At 68.1% G+C, this 19759-nt stretch carries 19 protein-coding genes, 2 pseudogenes and 1 riboswitch; of the genes and pseudogenes, 19 read left to right on the top strand and 2 right to left on the bottom strand.

All coding sequences use genetic code 11. The annotated features are described in order from the left end of the window. The first annotated feature begins 94 nt into the window (after nt 1-94). The 5 genes and pseudogenes from ACFVJX_RS11040 to ACFVJX_RS11020 form a co-directional block, all read left to right on the top strand. Nucleotides 95-1615 carry a hypothetical protein gene (locus tag ACFVJX_RS11040; RefSeq protein WP_384131753.1) on the top strand — a complete coding sequence of 507 codons (1521 nt, stop codon included), beginning with the start codon at nt 95-97 and terminating at the stop codon, nt 1613-1615. 254 nt (nt 1616-1869) lie between these two features. Next, nucleotides 1870-2000: riboswitch (cobalamin riboswitch) on the top strand. Nucleotides 2001-2099: 99 nt separating this feature from the next. Next, a complete protein-coding gene (locus ACFVJX_RS11035) occupies nt 2100-3209 on the top strand; it encodes a FecCD family ABC transporter permease (RefSeq protein ID WP_384131756.1) in 1110 nt (369 codons plus the stop codon). Then, nucleotides 3209-3991 carry an ABC transporter ATP-binding protein gene (locus tag ACFVJX_RS11030; protein ID WP_384131832.1) on the top strand — a complete coding sequence of 261 codons (783 nt, stop codon included), beginning with the start codon at nt 3209-3211 and terminating at the stop codon, nt 3989-3991. The genes ACFVJX_RS11035 and ACFVJX_RS11030 overlap by 1 nt, the downstream gene beginning before the upstream one ends. 15 nt (nt 3992-4006) lie before the next feature. Next, nucleotides 4007-5038 (top strand): ABC transporter substrate-binding protein, encoded by a 1032-nt coding sequence (locus ACFVJX_RS11025; protein WP_384131759.1) that lies wholly within the window; start codon nt 4007-4009, stop codon nt 5036-5038. 270 nt (nt 5039-5308) lie between these two features. Beyond that, nucleotides 5309-5407: pseudogene (locus tag ACFVJX_RS11020) on the top strand (hydrolase); the annotation flags it as partial. Nucleotides 5408-5493: 86 nt separating this feature from the next. On the opposite strand, the gene ACFVJX_RS11015 reads toward ACFVJX_RS11020, so the two are convergent. Beyond that, complete coding sequence (locus tag ACFVJX_RS11015) at nt 5494-5910, bottom strand: DUF3592 domain-containing protein (protein ID WP_384131762.1); 417 nt, start codon at nt 5908-5910, stop codon at nt 5494-5496. 47 nt (nt 5911-5957) lie between these two features. Further along, a complete protein-coding gene (locus ACFVJX_RS11010) occupies nt 5958-6530 on the bottom strand; it encodes a hypothetical protein (protein ID WP_384131765.1) in 573 nt (190 codons plus the stop codon). A 1077-nt stretch (nt 6531-7607) separates the two neighbouring features. Here ACFVJX_RS11010 and ACFVJX_RS11005 point away from each other — a divergent pair. The 14 genes and pseudogenes from ACFVJX_RS11005 to ACFVJX_RS10940 all read left to right on the top strand — a co-directional run bounded on the left by ACFVJX_RS11005 (nt 7608) and on the right by ACFVJX_RS10940 (nt 19688). Beyond that, nucleotides 7608-8060 carry a hypothetical protein gene (locus ACFVJX_RS11005; protein ID WP_384131767.1) on the top strand — a complete coding sequence of 151 codons (453 nt, stop codon included), beginning with the start codon at nt 7608-7610 and terminating at the stop codon, nt 8058-8060. 89 nt (nt 8061-8149) lie between these two features. Further along, nucleotides 8150-9160 (top strand): ElyC/SanA/YdcF family protein, encoded by a 1011-nt coding sequence (locus ACFVJX_RS11000; RefSeq protein ID WP_384131770.1) that lies wholly within the window; start codon nt 8150-8152, stop codon nt 9158-9160. A gap of 11 nt (nt 9161-9171) precedes the next feature. Further along, nucleotides 9172-9450: pseudogene (locus tag ACFVJX_RS10995) on the top strand (IS1380 family transposase); the annotation flags it as partial. A 189-nt stretch (nt 9451-9639) separates the two neighbouring features. Next, nucleotides 9640-10608, top strand: a complete 969-nt coding sequence (locus ACFVJX_RS10990) for an SDR family NAD(P)-dependent oxidoreductase (RefSeq protein WP_384131773.1) — start codon at nt 9640-9642, stop codon at nt 10606-10608. 17 nt (nt 10609-10625) lie between these two features. After that, complete coding sequence (locus ACFVJX_RS10985; protein WP_384131776.1) at nt 10626-11237, top strand: TetR/AcrR family transcriptional regulator; 612 nt, start codon at nt 10626-10628, stop codon at nt 11235-11237. Beyond that, nucleotides 11234-12505, top strand: a complete 1272-nt coding sequence (locus tag ACFVJX_RS10980) for a M24 family metallopeptidase (protein ID WP_384131779.1) — start codon at nt 11234-11236, stop codon at nt 12503-12505. Before ACFVJX_RS10985 ends, ACFVJX_RS10980 begins: the two co-directional genes overlap by 4 nt. A gap of 336 nt (nt 12506-12841) precedes the next feature. After that, a complete protein-coding gene (locus ACFVJX_RS10975; RefSeq protein ID WP_384131782.1) occupies nt 12842-13345 on the top strand; it encodes a GNAT family N-acetyltransferase in 504 nt (167 codons plus the stop codon). 276 nt (nt 13346-13621) lie between these two features. Continuing rightward, entirely contained in the window at nt 13622-14473 is an 852-nt protein-coding gene (locus tag ACFVJX_RS10970; protein ID WP_384131785.1) for a HipA family kinase, read from the top strand. Then, entirely contained in the window at nt 14470-14853 is a 384-nt protein-coding gene (locus ACFVJX_RS10965; protein ID WP_384131787.1) for a DUF3037 domain-containing protein, read from the top strand. Before ACFVJX_RS10970 ends, ACFVJX_RS10965 begins: the two co-directional genes overlap by 4 nt. A gap of 216 nt (nt 14854-15069) precedes the next feature. Continuing rightward, nucleotides 15070-15831 (top strand): 3-oxoacyl-ACP reductase FabG, encoded by a 762-nt coding sequence (gene fabG / locus ACFVJX_RS10960; RefSeq protein ID WP_384131789.1) that lies wholly within the window; start codon nt 15070-15072, stop codon nt 15829-15831. A 20-nt stretch (nt 15832-15851) separates the two neighbouring features. After that, on the top strand, nt 15852-16607 hold the full coding sequence (locus tag ACFVJX_RS10955; protein WP_384131792.1) for an SDR family oxidoreductase: 756 nt from the start codon (nt 15852-15854) through the stop codon (nt 16605-16607). A gap of 118 nt (nt 16608-16725) precedes the next feature. Next, a complete protein-coding gene (locus ACFVJX_RS10950) occupies nt 16726-18306 on the top strand; it encodes an ABC transporter substrate-binding protein (protein WP_384131795.1) in 1581 nt (526 codons plus the stop codon). A gap of 82 nt (nt 18307-18388) precedes the next feature. Next, complete coding sequence (locus ACFVJX_RS10945) at nt 18389-19072, top strand: uracil-DNA glycosylase (RefSeq protein ID WP_384131798.1); 684 nt, start codon at nt 18389-18391, stop codon at nt 19070-19072. Between the two features lie 130 nt (nt 19073-19202). Then, a complete protein-coding gene (locus ACFVJX_RS10940; protein ID WP_384131800.1) occupies nt 19203-19688 on the top strand; it encodes a hypothetical protein in 486 nt (161 codons plus the stop codon). Nucleotides 19689-19759: the final 71 nt, after the last annotated feature.

The following is a 19759-nucleotide window of genomic DNA, read 5'->3' as shown; positions in this document are numbered from 1 at the left end:
TACATTCCTGCCGTGCTATCGGCGAACTGTTTCCTCTCAGCTCGCAGTTGAGCGACACCGCACCCCTCGTCATCGGCTGGGAGGACCCGCCCACATGTCCGCAACCGTCGACCGGTGGACCATCGCAGTGCGCAGAGCCTGGAGCGCGGGAACGCTGTGGCCGTGGTGCCTGGCGGCAGTCGCCGCGGCCTGCGGCTACGCCGTGGCCACCGTCTTCCACCCCGGATACCTCAGCGCGGACAGCAACACCCAGCTGTGGCAGGCGCTGGGGGACCAGCCGATGAACGACTGGCATCCACCCGTGATGGCGCTCGCGTGGCGGATCATCATCCGGATCACGGGGGACTTCTCGTCGATGGCCGCCCTGCAGGCAGCCCTGCTCTGGGGAACGCTGTGGGTCCTCGCCCGCCTGGCGTGGAGGAGGACCGGCAGCCGCGGGCTCTCCCTCGCGGTGCTGGCCGTAGGACTCGCCCCGCACATCATGAACCTGACGGGGGTGGTCTGGAAGGACGTGCACCTGGCCTACGCGCTCCTCGCCGTCCTCGCCATCGCGCTCACCGTGCGTGAGCTGCCACAGGACCGGGTTCGGACCCGCTGGGCCCTGTTGGTGCTGGGGCTGCTGTTCCTCGTGTACGCCGCCCTCGTCCGGAAGAACGGAATCCCTGCCGCGATCCCGGTCTTCGCCCTGCTGGTCCTCACGGCGTGGCCCGCCCCCGGGCGTCGCCGCTGGCTGGCCGCCACCGGAGTCTTCGTCGCGGCCGTGCTGGCAGGCAGCGCCGCGGTGTCAGCGGCCACCGCACCGTCGGCCACCCGGGTGTACGCGGTGATCCCGGTGGACGACCTCGTCCACGTGCTCACCCCGGCGCAGGTGCGCACCGCCGCCGAGCGCGCCGGCGCCGGCGCGGATCTCCGCGACCGCCTGGTCACCGCCGCCGTCAACTGCCAGAAGCGGCACATCACCTCCGACGCGTACCTGCAGTGCTTCCCGCAGGAGCAGCCGTTCGACGTGACGTATCTGGACCGGCGCGCCGACGTCGTCGTCCGGATGTGGACGCAGCAGATGCCGAAGCACTGGAAGGGCTACGCCGAATACCGGATCCAGGTCTTCACCAAGCTGCTCTTCCAGAGCAATCAGGTCTTCTGGAACGGCACCCACGTCAACGCCGGCGCCCGGCTCCACCCGGAGGTGCGCAAGGAGCCACTGAACGACACCCTGAGGGGCGCGCTGCGCAACTACGTGACCGGCGCCGCCCGCGACCTGCCTCTGCTGTTCCAGGGCTGGTTCTGGCTGGCCGTCTCGCTGGTGCTCGTGCTGCGCCGCCGGTGGCCCGGCCCGTACTCCCGGGAACTGCGGCTCCTCGGGGCCAGCTCGCTCCTGTACATCCTGGCCTACCTGCCCACCGCTCCCGAGTCCAACTACCGTTACGTGTACTGGCCCGCGCTCTCCGGGACCGTCGCGCTCACCCTCATCGCCATCACCTTCGCTGCACGTCGCCGCGCGGCGGCCGGGAGCACCGCCGACGCCCCGGACCTCCGGCCCGCCGTGCCGCCGGCGGGCCGGGCCCCCGACGCCGCATCGGCGGGACCGCGTGAGGACGCCGGCGCCGCGGTGTGACGACGACTGGAGGGGTTCCGCCGATCGCGAGGCATCGGGCCGTATCGCCCGGCGGAACACTTCAGGAGGGTCACGTCGAACCGCTGCTGGATCCTTCCCAGGCCATCGGCTCAGTACCTCCCGCAGTACGGGGAGTATCAGTAGCCCGTCAGCCCGTCAGCCCGTCAGCTCGTCGCACTCGACTGCGGCTGGGACTGGGAGAGGCCACCGTGCGGGCGGCCGGCCCCAGGTCCGGGGCGTGCACCTGTGTCATCCGGTACCCGCTAAGCTGCAATCGCCCCGCGGGGGAAGTCCGGTCGAATTCCGGCGCTGACCCGCAACGGTAGGCGGAGCCCGCCCCATGGCTCCGCAAGCCCGATTACCCGTGGCGGTGATAGCTCCCGTCAATTCGCCGTGGACTGCGAGAGGCGCTGCGTAGGCGCTTCGCGTCCGGGCCGTTCCTTCGATCGTAGGGTGCACGGCCTGAGGTGAAAGCGATCCGATCGTGGTCACTCCCCTCGAACGCATACCTGCCGCACCCTCGCGCGCGGCACGCACCGGTGGCGGACCCGCCCCTCCCCGGCGTGCGCCCCTGCCACTTCTGGTGATCACTCTCGGTGCTCTGCTGCCGCTCTCTCTTGTCTGCGGCGCGGGTATCGGGGCCTCCGGGATCTCCTGGGGAGAGGTGGTGCGCTACCTGTGGGCCGGTCTGACGGGAGGGTCGATCTCTCCCGGCGACGTCCCCGGGTACACCATCGTGTGGGAACTGCGTTTTCCGCGTGCCGTGCTGGCCGCGGTCGTCGGAGCAGGCCTGTCGGCCATCGGCGTCGCGGTGCAGGCCATGGTCCGTAACGCCCTGGCCGACCCGTTCGTCCTCGGCATCTCCTCCGGTGCGGCTGTCGGTGCGAACGCCGTACTCATCTTCGGAGTGTTCGGCGCGCTCGGCGTCTGGGCCCTGTCCACGGCAGCCTTCCTCTCCGCGCTTCTCGCGATGATGCTCGTCTACGCGATCGCCCGCAGCGCTCGTGGCCTCACCCCGCTGCGACTGGTCCTGACGGGCACGGCCATGTACTACGGCTTCTCGGCCGTCACGACGTTCATGGTGTTCGCCGCAGAACGGGGTGAGGCCGCCCGTTCGGCCATGATGTGGATGCTCGGCAGTCTCGGAGGCGCCACCTGGTCCTCCGTGCCGATTGCCGCGGGCGTCACGGCGGGTGGCCTGGCACACCTCGCGTGGTCGGCCCGCCGCCTCAACGCCCTGGCGATGGGCGACGAGACCGCCGCCGCCCTCGGCGTGGACGCGGGAAGGCTGCGCAAGGAGCTGTTCCTGGTCTCCGCCGCGGTCACCGGGGCGCTGGTCGCGGTGAGCGGCGCGATCGGCTTCGTCGGTCTGATGGTCCCGCATGCCGCACGGATGATGGTCGGCGCGGACCACCGCAGGCTGCTGGCTGTCGCACCGCCGGCGGGCGCCGTGCTGCTGGTCTGGGTGGACATCCTCTCGCGTGTGCTGCTCGCCCCGGCCGAACTGCCGGTCGGCGTGCTGACCGCGATGATCGGCGTGCCGTGCTTCGTCCTGCTCATGCGCCGCCGCTCCTACACCTTCGGGAGCGCATGATGCAGATCGAGATCGATGACCTCACCGTCGAGATCGCCGGTGTGCGTCTCGTCGAGGAGATCACGCTGCGAGCGGGGGAGGCCCAGCTTGTCGGCCTCGTGGGGCCCAACGGCAGTGGCAAGTCCACCCTGTTGCGCTGTGTGTACCGGGCCCTGAGCCCCTCGGCCGGAACGGTCCGGATCGGTGGCGAGGACCTGCACGCGATGAGCCCGCGTGAAGGTGCCCGCAGGCTGGCCGCGCTTCCCCAGGAGTCGACGTACGAGTTCGACTTCACCGTCGCCGAGATCGTGGCGATGGGAAGGATGCCGCACCAGGGGCCGACAGCACGCGTGTCCGACGAGGACCGGCGGAGGTGCGAGGAGGCACTGGCTGAGGTCGGGGCCGCGCACCTGGCCGACCGGGGTTTCCTGACCCTGTCCGGAGGCGAGAAACAGCGGGTGCTGATCGCCCGAGCCATGGCCCAGCAGCCGCGGGTTCTGATACTCGACGAGCCCACCAACCATCTGGACATCGCGCAGCAGTTGGAGGTGCTGGCCCTGGTCCGTGCCAGCGGGCTGACCGTGCTCACCGCTCTGCACGACCTCAATCTCGCCGCGCTCCACTGCGACCTCCTCCATGTGATCGACCGTGGCCGGATTGTCGCCTCGGGCGCTCCGCACGACGTACTCACCCCCGAGTTGCTGGCCGAGGTCTTCGGCGTACGGGCGCATCGAGTACCGCACCCGGAGACCGGCGCGGTACAGCTGATCTTCGACCGTCTCCTCCCCGTCACCCCTTCCTGAGGAACAACTGCCACCATGCCCAACCTGATACGTCCCGCCGCACTCGGCCTCGCGCTCACCGCCGTCATGGCCCTCAGCGCCTGTGGAGCGAACGTCGCCCCACAGAGCGGAGAAGAGGGAGCGAAGGCACACGCGGCCGGGGGCCACTACCCGGTGACCGTGGAGAACTGCGGTGAGAAGAGGACCTACGACAGAGCCCCACAGCGCGTGGTCACCAACGACGTCGGCATCACCGAGATCATGTTCGCCCTGGAACTCGAGGACCACATGGCGGGCTACGTGATGCCCGACGACAAGGGCGATCTGACGTCCGTCCCCTGGAAGGGCGGTTACGAGAAAGCCACCTGGCTCTCGAAGAAGACGATAAGCAAGGAACTCGTCCTCGACGCACGCGCCGATCTGGTGTTCGCGGGCTGGAACTACGGCTTCAACGAGGGGGACGGTTTCACCCCGGCAGCCCTGAAGAAGGTGGGCATCGACTCGTACCTGTTGAGCGAGTCGTGCCGCAACGGGCGAGGCAAGGCACGAGGGGTGATGGCGCCTCTCGAAGCGCTCTACACCGATCTCCGGAACCTGGGGAGGATATTCGACGTCGAGAAGCGCGCCGACTCCCTCATCGCCCGGTTCCGGAAGGAAGTGTCCCAGGCACAAGCGGCTGCCCTGAAGGGAGCTGACCGGCCCAGGGTGTTCCTCTACGACGACGGCCGGGACAAGCCTCTGACCTCGGGTGCCTATGCCGGCCCGCACGACATCATCACCAGGGCCGGCGGCGATCACGTCATGAAGGACCTCGAGGACACCTGGACGACGGTGGGCTGGGAAACGGTCGTGGATCGCGACCCCGAGGTGATCGTCATCAACAACTACGGCGACACGAGTGCGGAACAGAAGCGGAAGTTCCTGAAGTCCTATCCGCCGCTGGCCAACGTCTCAGCGATCAAGAACGACCGAATCGTCGTCCTCGACTACGTGGATCTCGTGGAGAGCCCGCGTAATCCGGCAGCCATCACCTCGCTCGCCGCGGCCCTGAGGAAATCCGAACGCTGAAGTCCGGACGCGCGCCGGATCCTGATCCGGGAATCGTCAGCCGCTCGCACGGGGAGGGCCGTCAGGCCTCGATCGGGACCATAGGGCCCATCCTCGTGGGCCGTCACTCGGTGCGACCGTGGACGGGTAGTCCTGGGTCACTACCGAGGAGAACCCATGAGCAGCGACTTTCCCGGCCCTCCGGAACTCGGGGCCGGGCGGCCGGAGCGGTACGGGCGCACGGCGGACACCCGATCAGCACGGGTGGCGTCGGGCGGGCCGCAGTACGACGCCGGCATCCACGGTCTCTTCGAAGCGGTCGTCGACGGCGGGGAGGCCGCACGACTGGGCCTGCCCGCCAAGCCGGACCCGGCCCTCTTCCTCGAGGCGCAGCCCGCCTGCGTGTGCCAGGGCTGGGTGTTGTGCGTGGACGGCGCTGTCACGGCGTCCTCGACCAGCGACGTCACCACCGTCACTCAACGGCCGTGCCCTGCGGTGCTGCCTCCGTGGTCCAGGGATACGGCCACGGCGCCACCGAAGAACAGGGCGCCAACGAGCAAGGGGATCGCGATATTTGCCAGCTTCTTCCCAGCAAGGTCGATTCGGGCGATAGTGGGGTAGTCGGCCCGGTAGCGCACGGGGACCTCGTCGCCCACGGGGAGTTGCTTGACGCCTGATGACTGGGCCTGGAACGTATGCAGGACGCCATCTGCGTCGGCGAACTCGATGATGGCGAAGACCGCCGTGCTGTCCCTCCCGACAGAGTCGGCGTGGTGGCGCACCACGCTTCCTCTGGCGAGGGTTCCGTTGCGTTTCAGATCGCGCTGTACCCGGGCCTCGCGGTAGGCGAAATAGACGGCGATGTAACCGGCTATGGCACACAGGACAACCATCGAGTTTTCCTCCTCGGGCGGGCGGCGGATGGTGTGGGATCGGCGGCTCAGCCACGCCAGCGCATGCCATGGCGTTGGCGTAGACGATGGATCTCCCACCAGGCCAGTGCGGTTACCGTTGCCGGTCCGCTGAAAACTGCGCAGACCGCTATCGGTTCCGGGAACGGGGGCAAACTGCCTGTGTATTGGCTGACGAGGGTGAATACCCAGACCGCGACACTTGTCGTCAGGGCCGGCAGAGCGGGATGGAGGGCAGAGAGGCTGAAAGCGTTGCGTACCGCAGGTCCCGAGGCGAAACACAGGAAGTGGACTATCCACCAGAACGGTGTCCAGAGGGCCAGCCCGACCAGGTAAGCGAGAAGCAATGACGTGTGGGAGATCGCGTCCGGCATGATGCTCATGGTCATGAGCGTCCCGATGAAAACCGTCGGCAAGAGAATCCAGGCGCCGATGTACGCCAGGATGGTCAGCCCTGCGTTCTTGAAATGTGTCCGCATGAGCAGACGCTTGTGGCGCCGGGCGGCCCCGTACAGTGCTCCCGCCACCAGTACCGCGCTCAGCAGGGCCAACCACGGGGCGAGGTAGAGCCGTTGTACGAATTGGTCCAGCGCATCCGACACTCCTCCGTAGACCGCCAGTAGTCCACCCGATACGGCGATGGCGGACCATGCCCGAAGGCGCTGTGCCCTCAGCAGTGTGTCCTCCTGGACGCGTCCTCGCGGGCGCCGGGGAAAGAAGCGGTGGGCTGTCCGGCGGGCGGACTTGGCAACCTCGTAGAAGACTACGAGAGCCACGGTCACCCCCCACATGCACGGCACCAACAGCACCAGAGCGGTGGGACGCAGGCTTCCGGGACGAGGGCCCGGGAGCAGTTCGGACAACCTGGGCCACTCATCTTCACGCAGCACGCGCCGCAACGGTGCATACGGGCGCGGGTTGACTGGTCGCCCCGGTGGCCGGGGAGGATAGGGAGGGGGTGGAGGGCGCGTATTGCGTAAGGCTGGATCCATCTCAGGCCCTTCGTCGCGTACACCAGCAGACGCGACTGACGCAGGAGCGGTTCCACTTCGCGGCCGCATCGCCCCACCCGAACGTGGCCTCCTGACGGTGATCGTGGGGAGCCCGGCAAGCAGGGCTTGCCGGGTAGGACCGTGAACGGCCTCTCTGGTGAGAAGGGGGAAAGGGTGATCCTGGAGCCAAGGGCGACGAAGGCGAACCTGGCTCTGTAGGACCCGCCGGGTCAGAAGGTGACAGCGGGCCGGACGGCGCCATCATCCTTACCGCACGTACTCGCACAATGGGCGGGACCTTCAACAGGGCGCTGCTCACGAGGCGTCCCGGTCGGGTGTGGCTGCCGTGAATCGGCGTGTCGCGCCACTACTCGACTGTAACCACCCATTGAGATGCCCAGACGGATAGCCGCGGTGTGCCCAGATGGGTGATCATCCAAAATCAAGGCGTGCTATCCGTGGCATTCACGGCGCGACTATCGGTTCGAGAGCACCTTCTTTCACGCGAGGGTATTGTCAGCCTCTACTGGTTGCGTACGCCCCTTAGGGGTGCGTGCGACCAAAGGCTTACGAATAAACGTCTTGGAGTATGACGATCGTGCGTTGGTTGGGCGGAAGGATGGAAGGGGTAAAGAACCAATCCCCTCGTGTGTCACCACGCGAAGGCGAATGCGAAAAGGAGAGAACATGCGTGCCGTTCTGATAGGCGTCGTAGGTGCCGTGGCAGTGGTCGGAGTCGCAGCCGCAGTGGCCGTACCCGAGGCCGAACAGTGGTACGACGGACGACATGGGCAGACGTCTTCCTACGACACAGGGAAAGAGGCAAAGGAAGATCGTGAATCCGTGCCGCGCTGGCTGCCGGACGACGCTGCATCCGTGAAATACGCGATGCGGACCACCGGCGGTGAACGCATCCTGAAGGTCGAACTCGGCAACAGTCGACTGCCTGCGCAGTGCAAGCCACTCAACGGCTCAGCAGCCCCGGCCCCGGAGATCAGCGCCTCGTGGTTCCCCTCGGACGCCGCGAACCGTGCGACAAGCCACTGCGGCTCCTACTACGTCTCGCTGGAGAACGACATCCTGTACGCCTGGCAGACGAACAAGGACTGGATCGAAGACAACCGCCAGTCCGGGCAGTAGCCGTCGCCTGCGCCACACTCGCCGCAGCCTCAACTCCACCCCGTCCGCACCGCGCCGCCACCACGCGGCCGACGCCCCCGAGGTCCTCAGTGCTCGCTTTCGCCCCGCCGGCCGTCCTTCTCCTATCGTTCTGCTGGGGCGTACGGCAGGACCGCCGCCAGTTCCGCAACGCCGTCCTGCTCGGCCTGACCGTGCTGAGCCTCTCCCTTGCCCTGCTCACGCAGGTGGACCGGCTGCCGGAGAAACTGGCCCTGTTGGTGTACTCGCTCGTCTTCCTCGTCCCCGCCTTCGCCATCCTGATCCTCGGCGGGTTCCTCATCGCCAACGCCCTCACCATGATCCGCAAAGAAGGCCGCAGGCCCGCCAACCTCCTGTCCGGCCTGGCAGGGGTGGGCATTTTCGCCATCCTCACGCTGGTTGCCACAGCCGACTACTTCGGCGACTCGAAGGCGTATCGGTCCTTCATCCTGGCCGTCGTGCTGGTCACCGGCTACATCGCGTTCCTCTTCCTCTGCTTTCTCGCCTACGCGTTCTTGTACGGGCGTGTCCGGGTGCGCGGCGACGTGGACTACGTGGTCATGCTGGGTTCGGGCCTCATCGGCGGTGAACGCGTGCCCCCGCTGCTCGCCTCGCGGCTACGGACCGGGCTGAGCATCCACAAGCAGCAGGTGGCGCGTGGCGCGGCTCCTCCGGTGCTGCTGGTCTCCGGTGGTCAAGGGCCCGACGAACACCTGCCGGAGGCCGAGGCGATGCGCCACTGGCTGATCACCGAAGGCGCCGATCCGGACCTCGTGCTGGAGGAGCCCCGCTCCCGTACGACGTCGGAGAACTTGCGCTTCAGCCGCAGGATGATGGCGGCGGCCGACGAACGCTACGCGTGCGTGGTGGTGACGAACAACTTCCATGCGTTTCGCGCGGCCATGACCGCTCGCCGGGAGGGCGTGCGCGGTCAGGTGCTGGGCTCTCCCACCGCTTCGTACTTCTGGCCGAGCGCCACTATCCGGGAGTTCGTCGCGGTCTTCTGGGAACACCGAACGGTCAACGCCGCCCTCCTCGCTGTACTCGTTGCACTCGCCGTGACTTTGGGAGTTGGCTCATGAAGTGCAGCCGCGAGGTCCGCGACGGCGCCTGCGTGGTCGAACTCCCCGGCGACGTCCAGGACGGCCGGCCCATGGGCATATGGCTGATCATCCGCGGGGAACGCCCCCATCCAGGAGCCCAGTTGAGGATCACTGGCGCGGGGGCGGGCGGCGGCTGACCTGTTTCGCCCCCCCACACCCCGGACCGGCCGATCGCCGAGCTCCGCCACCGGGTGCGGGCCCGGACCGAGGACCGCATCCGGGCCGCCCGCGCCACCGGCCTGCGCAGCCTTCCCCTGCACGACACCGCAGCTGTACGCACGTCGCCACCATGAGTTCACAGGTCGGGCCAGAAGCCGCTGCGGTGATCTTCGATCTCCTCCGCCCCCGACGGGGGCGACGGTTCGCATCCAACGCGTCGCGGCCAAGCCGCACCCGCTTTGGTTGACGGTGTACACCTCGCTCGGTAGGTTGACATTGTCAACCAGGAGGTATTGATCATGTCCACGATCCTCATTACGGGCGGACACTCAGGCATCGGTCTGGCTGCGGCCCGTGAGCTCGCAGCCAAGGGAACTGACCTTGTGCTGGCCGGACGCAGTGCGCAGCGAATGCAGCCGGTCAAGGACGACCTCACGGCGAAGTACGGGGTATCGGTGACCTTGCTGGCGCTCGACACCTCGTCGCTGGCGTCGGTTCGCGGTGCCGCCGCCGAGGTGGCCAAGCTCTGGAAGGCAGGCGAGGTCGGATCGCTCGACGCGCTCGTCTGCAACGCCGGGGGCCGTTTCGACGGCGAAGTCACCTACAGTCCCGAGGGCTACGAGACCACGTTCGCCACGAACTACCTCGGGAACTTCCTGCTCGTCGATCTACTGCTGCCGTATCTGGGAGAGGCGGCCCGGATCGTGTTCACCGCCAGTGGCACGCACGACCGGGACTCGATGGACGGCAGGATGGTGGGTGCCGCAGTCGAGCCGGACGCCGCCCTGCTGGCCAATGACGGCAAGGGCGGCCGCAAGGCGCTCAGCGCCGGTAAGCGCTATGCCACCTCGAAGCTGTGCACGATCATGTACGCCTACGAGCTGGACCGCCGTCTCCGCAGTGCCGGGAGCACGGTGGTCTCGATCGCCTACGACCCGGGTTCCGTGCCGACGACCGGGTTCCTGCGTGGCATGCCCAAGGCCGTCCAGTGGTTCGCTGCCACCTCGGTGTTCTCGTGGCTGACCAAGCGCATCGGTGGTGTCGTCTCCGACGTCGAGTTCTCCGGCGCGTCCCTGGCCGAGCTTGCATGCTCACCGGAGTACGGAGACCGCTCCGGTGAGTACTTCCAAGCCAACGACGGAGCCTTGTCCTCCGTCCGCTCCGCCCATCTGACCTATGACAGGCGGCGTGCGAAGAAGCTGTGGGAGGACTCGGAGCGGCTCGTCGCGCAAACGGCGGACGACGACGAAACCGCCCGAGTCCGATGAGCACCGCGCAACGGCTGGTGGCGGCAGCGGCGGAACTTCTCGACGAGGGCGGGCAGGCGGCTGTGACGCTGCGCGCGGTCGGCTCCGCGACCGGGGTCTCGCACAACGCACCCTATAAACACTTCACGAGCCGCGACGACCTGCTCGCCGCTGTCGCCGCGGCCGACTTCACCGCGATCACAGAGTCCTGGAGAACGATTGGGGAATCGTCCCTGAACCCGGTGGAGCGCCTGCTCGACGCGCTTGATGTCGTCATCCGGTTCAGCACGGAGCATCCAGCGCGCTACCGGCTGCTCTTCGGCACGCCCGACGTCGCCGCGCAGGGCGGAACCCTGGGTGAGGCCGCCGAGACGGCGCTGCAGGTGTTCTCCGACATCGTCGTCGACTGCCAGAAGGCCGGCGCCCTTCCATCGTCCTCCAGCAACAACCTCGGGATCATCATTTTCGCGACGGCCCACGGCCTGATCGATGCCGATGCGAGCGGCCGACTGCGATCCCGGTCCGGCTGGACCGATGTCCGGGCAGGACTGCGGTTCCTGATCGGTCTCCTCCACGATCAGCCGCCCGGACACACATCGCCCCCCACCACCGTGTCGGACACATCCACCCAGGAGGCACGAGAGGTATGACCACCACCGGGGTACCGGCCTTCTCCATGGCCGAGCGCGACCGCCGCTACGCACTCGCGAGGTCCTTCATGGCCGACGAGGGGCTGGATGCACTGCTGATCTACGGAGAACACGAGGACGCCGGCCCCGCGCCGGTCGCCTACGACACATGGTTCACCAACAGCCGGCCGGGATCACTCGTCATCCTCCCGCAAGCCGGTGAGCCGATCGCGCTCATGCCAGGTCCCATGTTCATGATGGACCATCTCGAAGCCTCCCGGCGCGGCGAGAAGATGTGGATCCCGCCACGCAACCTGCGTGGCACCCGCCATTCCTCCACCATTATCGAGACGCTGTCCGAACTGGGCCTGCAAAAGGCTGTCATCGGAGTCGTCGGCCTCGGCGCGCACCTGCCGTGGAACCCGGAGGGGATCATCCCGCACGGTCAGTGGAGCCGGGTCCTCGATCGGTTCCCCGAAGCGGAGTTCCGGCCAATCGACCTCGCCTTCGGGCAGCTCATCATGCCCCTGGGCGAAGAGGAGATCGCCGTGCTCCGGCACTCCGCCCAGATCGGTGACGCCATGGTGCGGGCCATGGTCGCAACTGCGGCGCCCGGCGTCCCGGAGAGCCACGTCTATGCGGCGGGCATGGCCGAGGGCTACCGGAAAGGCTCGATGCCACCGGCGATGCACCTGTGGTCCGGTCCGGATGTGATTGCCGCCGGGATCCCGTCGTGGGGACAACGGCCCGAGACGCCGCGCGTCCTGGCCGAGGGCGACGTCATCTACGCCGAGGTGTTCTCCAACTTCGGCGGGCGTCACGCCCAGAGCCAGGTCACCATCACCGTCGGCGAGGTGCACGAGGACTTCCACCACGCCGGCCACGTCGCCCGCGCCGCCTACGACGCAGGGCTGAGCGCCCTGCGACCGGGCCGTACCTTCGGCGACGTCGTCGAGGCCATGCACGAGCCCATCGACGCTGCCGACGGATGGCCCTTCCTCATCGCCGTCCACTCGCTCAACCCGGGCCTCTCGGTAGGCAAGGGCCGAGGAGTCTTCAGTACCCTCCCCGGCACCGAGGGATACCCGCGCGTTTTCGACTACCCCGCGTTCCTCGCCGAGATGACGCTCGTATCGGGCATGAGCTTCGCCTTCGAGCCGAACTACGCCTACAACCGCCACCTCGCCCACCTCGGCGGCACCGTCCTCGTCGGTGAGGACGAACCCATCGAACTCAACCCCTACTCCGCCCAGCTCCTCTCCGCAGCGGGACACGCTGCTGCCTCATAGCCCCTCCTCGAACCCGACATCTGTCGTCCCTGAGAGTCGTTCGACCAGACCTGGCGCCCGAGTTCGCGGGAACGCCGGGAGAACGGGACCACCCGCGGGGGGAAACGTGATCTCAGCCCGTCAACGACGCGCTGGACCTGTTCGCGGTGCTGATGGCGAACCGGCTGATCAGCCCCGCGCGGGGGCGTCGGAGAAGGAACGCCTGGCGATGCTGCCTTCGCCAGGATGCGGGCCGCCTTCTCCGGCTGCGGCTTCCTGCCTGGCCCAAGCCGATTGGCCACTGGTGTCCGAATACTCCAGCTGTAGTCGCGATGGTCCGTGGGGCAAAGTGGGGGCATGGCTACGTACGAGACGATGTCGTTCCACCTTGAGACCGAGCGGCTGATGCTGCGGCCGTGGGACGAGTCGGACGCTGCTGAGTTCTGCGCCCTCCTCTCCGAACGCGGCAAGGGGACCCCCACGGTTGAGCACATCCGGACGTCCATCGCGGAGCTGCTCACTGCGACGGCGACTACGGGCATCGCCCTGTTGCCCATCCAGCGCCGTGACGAAGGCGACTTCATCGGCTACTGCGGGCTGATCATCGGCCGCTCCACCGTGGAGGAGCCTGAAATCGCGTATGAGCTGTTCCAGCGGGTGCATGGGCGTGGTTACGCCACCGAGGCGGCCGGCGCGGTGCTCGGTGCCGCTATCGCAACCGGGCGGAAACGGCTCTGGTCGACCGTCCGTGCGTGGAACACACCGTCCCTCCGTGTCCTTGAGAAGCTCGGGTTCGAGCGGGATCACGTTTCCACGGAAGACAACGGTGAAGTGGTCTGGCTCACACGGTCGTTGCCGTGACGCGAGAGCACGCCCCGGGGCTCCATGCTCGTGACTGGCTCGGTGGCTCGGACATTCCTCGCCGGTGATCACCCTCGGTTACTATGCTCACTTCATGCCGGAAGCCGGTAGCAAGGTGCGCGGCGTCATCGACGGTCTGCTCGGAGGGCGGGTGCCGACTCGCTGGCCGGAACTCCCCAGGTTCTCCCCAGCGCGGTTGACCGGTGATCCCTGTCTCTACGCCCCATAGCGGTCGTCCATGGATTGCAAGGCTGAATAGATCGGTGGCCTAGGAAAGTGTTGAAAGAGGTCGTAGCGACTCGCTATGTCACGCCTTTGCGTGAGGGCGGCTCACTCCCCGGGATCGTCGAGGCCGACGATCTGGGTACGTACGTCATGAAATTCACCGGTGCCGGGCAAGGCCGCAAGACGCTGGTCGCGGAGGTGATCTGCGGGCAGCTCGGCCGTCGGCTCGGGCTGCGCGTCCCCGAACTCGTGCAGATGCAGCTGGATCCGGTCATCGGTCTTTCCGAGCCCGACCAGGAGGTGCAGGAGCTCCTCAAGGCCAGTGGCGGCCTCAATCTCGGGATGGACTTCCTGCCCGGCTCCCTCGGCTTCGACGCGCTCGCCTACCGGGTGGATCCGCGCGAGGCCGGACGTGTCGTCTGGTTCGACGCGCTGATCAACAACGTCGACCGGTCCTGGCGCAACCCGAACATGCTGATCTGGCACGGCGACCTCTGGCTCATCGACCACGGGGCCACGATGATCTGGCACCACAACTGGCCGGGCGCCCGGGCTTCCGCCGCCAAGCCGTACAACGCGTCGGACCACGCACTGGCCCCGTTCGCCCCCGATGTCGCGGCGGCCGCCGCCGAACTCGCTCCGCTCGTCACCGAGGAGCTGCTCACCGAGGTGGCGGCCGACGTGCCGGACGAGTGGCTGGTGGACGAGCCCGGCTTCGACTCGACCGATCAGCTCCGGCGTGCCTACGTGGAGGCGCTGCTGCCGCGGGCGGCCACCATCCACGAGCGGATCACCCTGGACGCCCCCACCGCGGACAAGCCGTCCCAGGCCCCGGGCTGGCTCGTCGAGCGCCTCGCCCCGCGGCACGACACCGAGAACAGCGACAAGGGTGGCCGGCCGTGAGTGAACGTGTTGTCTTCGAGTACGCCCTGCTGCGCGTGGTGCCGAGGGTCCAGCGCGGCGAGTTCTTCAACGCCGGCGTGGTGGTCTACTGCCGCGCGAAGGGATTCGTCGCCGCCCGTACCGACCTGGACGAGGGAAAGCTGAAGGCGCTGGACCCGGCCGCCGACGTGACCGGCGTACGGGCCGCGCTGCACGCCGTCGAGGGGATCTGTCTCGGCGGCCGCGACGCGGGCCAGGCCGCGGGCGACGACGCCGGACGGCGCTTCCGCTGGCTGATCGCCCCGCGCTCGACCGTCATCCAGCCGAGCCCCGTGCACAGCGGCCTCACGACCGACCCGGCCGCCGAGGTGGAGCGGCTGCTCGACCTGCTGGTGCGCTGATCGCGGCCCGTGTGCCGTTGCCGCCGTGTCTCCGGCGGCGGCGGCGCCGGGTGTGACATGCGACGCTGCGTCCGTGGGCCGTTGACACCGGGTGCCAGGCCTTCTAGCGTCTCGACTGCTGAAGGTACTAAGCGGTTGCTCAGTTATCGGGGATCATTCGCAGGGAATGTGCCTGACGTCCGCTGAGCCGCGATCCAAGGGCGAGGAGAACCAAGCATGTCCACCACCGAGCAGCGCGTAGCCATCGTGACGGGAGCGGCACGGGGCATCGGTGCCGCCACCGCGGTACGTCTGGCGGCCGAGGGCCGCGCCGTAGCCGTACTCGACCTGGACGAGGCGGCCTGCAAGGACACCGTCGAGAAGATCACCGCCGCCGGGGGCAAGGCCCTCGCCGTCGGCTGTGACGTGTCGGACAGCGCTCAGGTGGAAGCCGCCGTCGCGCGGGTCGCCGCCGAACTCGGCGCCCCGACGATCCTCGTCAACAACGCGGGTGTGCTCCGCGACAACCTGCTCTTCAAGATGAGCGAGTCCGACTGGGACACCGTGATGAACGTGCACCTCAAGGGCGCGTTCCTGATGGCGAAGGCCGTCCAGAAGCACATGGTGGACGCGAAGTTCGGCCGGATCGTCTCGCTGTCCTCGTCCTCCGCGCTGGGCAACCGAGGCCAGGCCAACTACGCCGCGGTCAAGGCGGGTCTGCAGGGCTTCACGAAGACCCTCGCCAAGGAGCTCGGCAAGTTCGGCATCACCGCCAACGCCGTCGCGCCCGGGTTCATCGTCACCGAGATGACCGCGCAGACCGCGGCCCGGGTCGGCATGGGCTTCGAGGAGTTCCAGGCCGCGGCCGCCACCCAGATCCCGGTGCAGCGCGTCGGCTTCCCCGAGGACATCGCCAACGCCATCGCCTTCTTCTCGGGCGACGACGCCGGCTTCGTCTCCGGCCAGGTCATGTACGTCGCCGGCGGACCGCTCAACTGACCCGAAGGGCTGCGGACATCATGACTGTGCAGGACAGTGGAAAGGTCGCGCTGATCACCGGCGCGAGCCGGGGCATCGGCTACGGCATCGCCGAGGCGCTCGTGGCCCGCGGTGACCGCGTGTGCATCACCGGACGCGGCGAGGACGCGCTGAAGGAGGCCGTCGAGGCGCTCGGGTCCGACCGGGTCATCGGCGTGGCGGGCAAGGCGCACGACGAGGCGCACCAGGCCGCGGCCGTCGAGCGGACCATGGAGGCGTTCGGTCGGGTCGACTTCCTGGTGAACAACGCCGGTACGAACCCGGTCTTCGGCCCGATCGCCGAACTCGACCTCAACGTCGCCCGCAAGGTCTTCGAGACGAACGTGGTCTCGGCGCTCGGCTTCGCGCAGCAGACCTGGAAGGCCTGGCAGAAGGAGAACGGCGGGGCGATCGTGAACATCGCCTCCGTCGCGGGCGTCTCCGCCTCGCCGTTCATCGGCGCGTACGGAATGAGCAAGGCCGCCATGATCAACCTGACCCTTCAGCTGGCGCACGAGTTCGCGCCGGTCGTACGGGTCAACGCGATCGCTCCCGCGGTCGTGAAGACCAGGTTCGCCCAGGCCCTGTACGAGGGGCGCGAGGCGGAGGCCGCCGCCTCCTACCCGCTCGGCCGGCTCGGTGTCCCCGAGGACATCGGCGGCGCGGCCGCCTTCCTCACCTCGAACCAGTCCGACTGGATCACCGGGCAGACCCTCGTCGTCGACGGCGGCATTTTCCTGAACGCGGGCGTGGGCTGAGAACGGCCTGAGCCGGTTTGGCCCTGATTGAGTCAAGTGCCCCGTCGGGCCTCTGGATTGACCCGGCGGGGCGCTGCGGTATGGTCTGCCGACCCATGGCTGATCGAGGAGCGTGCACGTGTTCTACCGGGCCAGTCTGCAGGCTGCTGCAGCCCTTGCTTCCCTGTCTCTGCTGGCCGGCTGCGGTCTGTTGTCCGACAGCGGTTCGGATGTGGAGCAGAAGCTAGCTGTCGGGACGACCAGCGAACCCTCCACCCTCGACCCGGCGGCGGCGTGGGACGGCTCCTGGGAACTGATGCGCAACGTGTTCCAGACCCTGGTCAGCTTCCCCACCGGAAGTACGACCCCCGAGCCCGACGCCGCGGACCACTGCAAGTTCACCGACACCACCAGCACCGCCTACCGCTGCACGCTCCGCGAGGGTCTGAAGTTCTCCAACGGCGACAAGCTCGACGCCGAGGCCGTGAAGTACTCCATAGACCGGATCAGGACGATCGCGGTCAAGGGCGGGCCCAACGGCATGCTCGGCTCGCTCGACCGGGTGGAGACCAAGGGGGACAGCGAGGTCATCTTCCATCTGACCAAGCCGGACGCCACCTTCCCGTTCGTGCTGGCCACCCCCGCCATGTCACTGGTGGCGCCCAGCGAATACTCGGAACACAAGATCCGCGACGACGGCAAGGTCACCGGTTCCGGTCCGTACCTGCTGGACTCGTACAAGCAGGGCGACCGCTCCGTGCTGGTGAAGAACCCCGACTACAAGGGGTTCGCCGACCGCAAGAACGACGCCGTGACCATTCGGTACTTCAAGGAGTCCGGCGCCATGGTGAAGGCGCTGGAGAAGAAGGAGATCGACGCCACCTACCGGGGCCTGTCCGCCGAGGAGGTCGTCAGCCTGGAGGACAACCAGAACAAGAAGAGCGACCTCCAGCTCGTCGAGACGGTCGGCGCCGACATCCGCTTCCTGGTCTTCAACCCGAAGGACCCGGCCGCGGGGAACCCGGCCGTGCGGCGGGCGATCGCCCAGCTCGTGGACCGGGACGCGCTGGTGGCCAAGGTCTACCGGGGCACCTCCGAGCCGCTGTACTCCATGGTGCCCAAGGGCATCGCCGGGCACACGACCAGCTTCTTCGACACCTTCGGCGATCCGAGCAGGAAGAAGGCCCAGAAGATCCTGACCGACGCGGGTATCAACAAGCCCGTTTCGATGACCTTCTGGTTCACCACCGACCGGTACGGCAGCTCGACGGCTCCCGAGTTCGACGAGCTCAAGCGCCAGCTGGAGGCCTCCGGTCTCTTCAAGATCACTCTGAAGAGCCGGCCCTGGAACAAGTTCCAGGAGGGCTTCACCAAGGGGGAGTACCCCGTCTTCGGCCGAGGCTGGTTCCCGGACTTCCCGGACCCGGACAACTTCATCGCCCCCTTCGTCGGCAAGGACAGCATCACGGGCATGCCCTACGTGAAGGACGAGATCACGAAGCAGGTGCTGCCCCAGACCCGCAAGGAGAGCGACCGGGGCGCGGTCAGCCAGCAGTTCGAGGTGGCGCAGAAGGCACTCGTCGACGACGTCCGGCTGCTGCCGCTGTGGCAGGGCAAGCTGTACGTGGCGGCGGGCGAGGACATCGGCGGCGGCGAGCGGGCGCTGGACCCGCAGACGGTCATGCAGATGTGGGAGCTGTACCGCAAGGCGAGCTGGTAGGGAGCGGGCTCCCGGGCCCGCTGTCAGTGGCCGACGGTAGGTTCTGAGGTCAGGAACCAATTGCTTACCGGAGGTTGTTGAAGTGACCGACACCGACCTGCTGCCCGAGTCCTGGCGCGGCGTCCTCGGCGAAGAGCTGCAGAAGCCGTACTTCAAGGAGCTCACCGAGTTCGTCGAGGAGGAGCGGGCCGCCGGGCCGGTCTACCCGCCGCGCGAGGAGGTCTTCGCCGCGCTCGACGCCACCCCGTACGACCGGGTGAAGGTGCTGGTGCTGGGGCAGGACCCGTACCACGGCGCGGGCCAGGGGCACGGGCTGTGCTTCTCCGTCCGGCCGGGCGTGAAGACCCCTCCCTCCCTGCGGAACATCTACAAGGAGATGCAGGAGGAGCTCGGCCTGCCGGTCCCGGACAACGGGTATCTGATGCCCTGGGCCGAGCAGGGAGTGCTGCTCCTCAACGCCGTGCTGACGGTGCGCGCCGGTGAGGCCAACTCGCACAAGGGCATGGGCTGGGAGAAGGTCACCGACGCGGTGATCCGCGCGGTCGCCGCCCGCCCGGATCCCGCGGTCTTCGTGCTCTGGGGCAACTACGCGCAGAAGAAGCTGCCGCTGATCGACGAGGAACGCCATGTGGTGGTGAAGGGCGCGCACCCCTCGCCCCTCTCGGCCAGGAAGTTCTTCGGGTCCCGCCCGTTCACCCGGATCAACGAGGCCGTCGCGGCGCAGGGGCACCAGCCCATCGACTGGCGCATCCCCGACCTGGGCTGATGGCGCGCCGGAGCCTGAGTGCGATTGGGCGTCGCGGCGGTTAGCGTCGAACCGGCCGGAACCATCCGGAACCGTCCGGAAACCGTCGGATCCGGCCGGGCGCAGGTGGACGGGTGCGAGGGAGACCGCAGTGACGGAGCAGCAGGAGGCGTCGCCGGACGTCGTCATGACCAGAATCGGCCAGGCGATCATGCTGCTGCACGGCGGCGACCGGGAGGAGGCCCGCAACCGCTTCGGCCTGCTCTGGGCGGAGATCGGCGAGGACGGTGACGCCCTGCACCGGTGCACTCTCGCGCACTACATGGCGGACACGCAGGACGATCCCGGGGACGAGCTGGCCTGGGACCTGCGGGCGCTGACCGCCGCTCAGGCGCTCACCGACGAGCGGGTGGCGGAACACCGCGACGCCCTCGCGGTGCGTGCCTTCTACCCGTCGCTCCACCTCAACCTCGCGGCGGACTACGTCAAGCTCCAGCGTCCCGCGGCGGCCCGCGTCCATCTGGACCGGGCGAGGGACGCCTCCGGCGTTCTCGCGGACGACGGGGCCGACGACGGCTACGGGGGCGGGGTCCGCGCGGCCATCGGGCGGCTGGAGCGGCGGCTGCGGGAGTTCTGAGCCGGGAGTCCGGGCGAAGAGAGAGCGGCGGGGGGGGGGGCCCCCCGCCCCCCCCCCCCGACGGACGGGGT

The sequence above is a fragment of the Streptomyces sp. NPDC127177 genome (assembly GCF_042672475.1).
GTDB lineage: Bacteria > Actinomycetota > Actinomycetes > Streptomycetales > Streptomycetaceae > Streptomyces.
The sequence above is the reverse complement of the archived record's forward strand: the minus strand, read 5'-3'. Positions and strand labels throughout refer to the sequence as shown.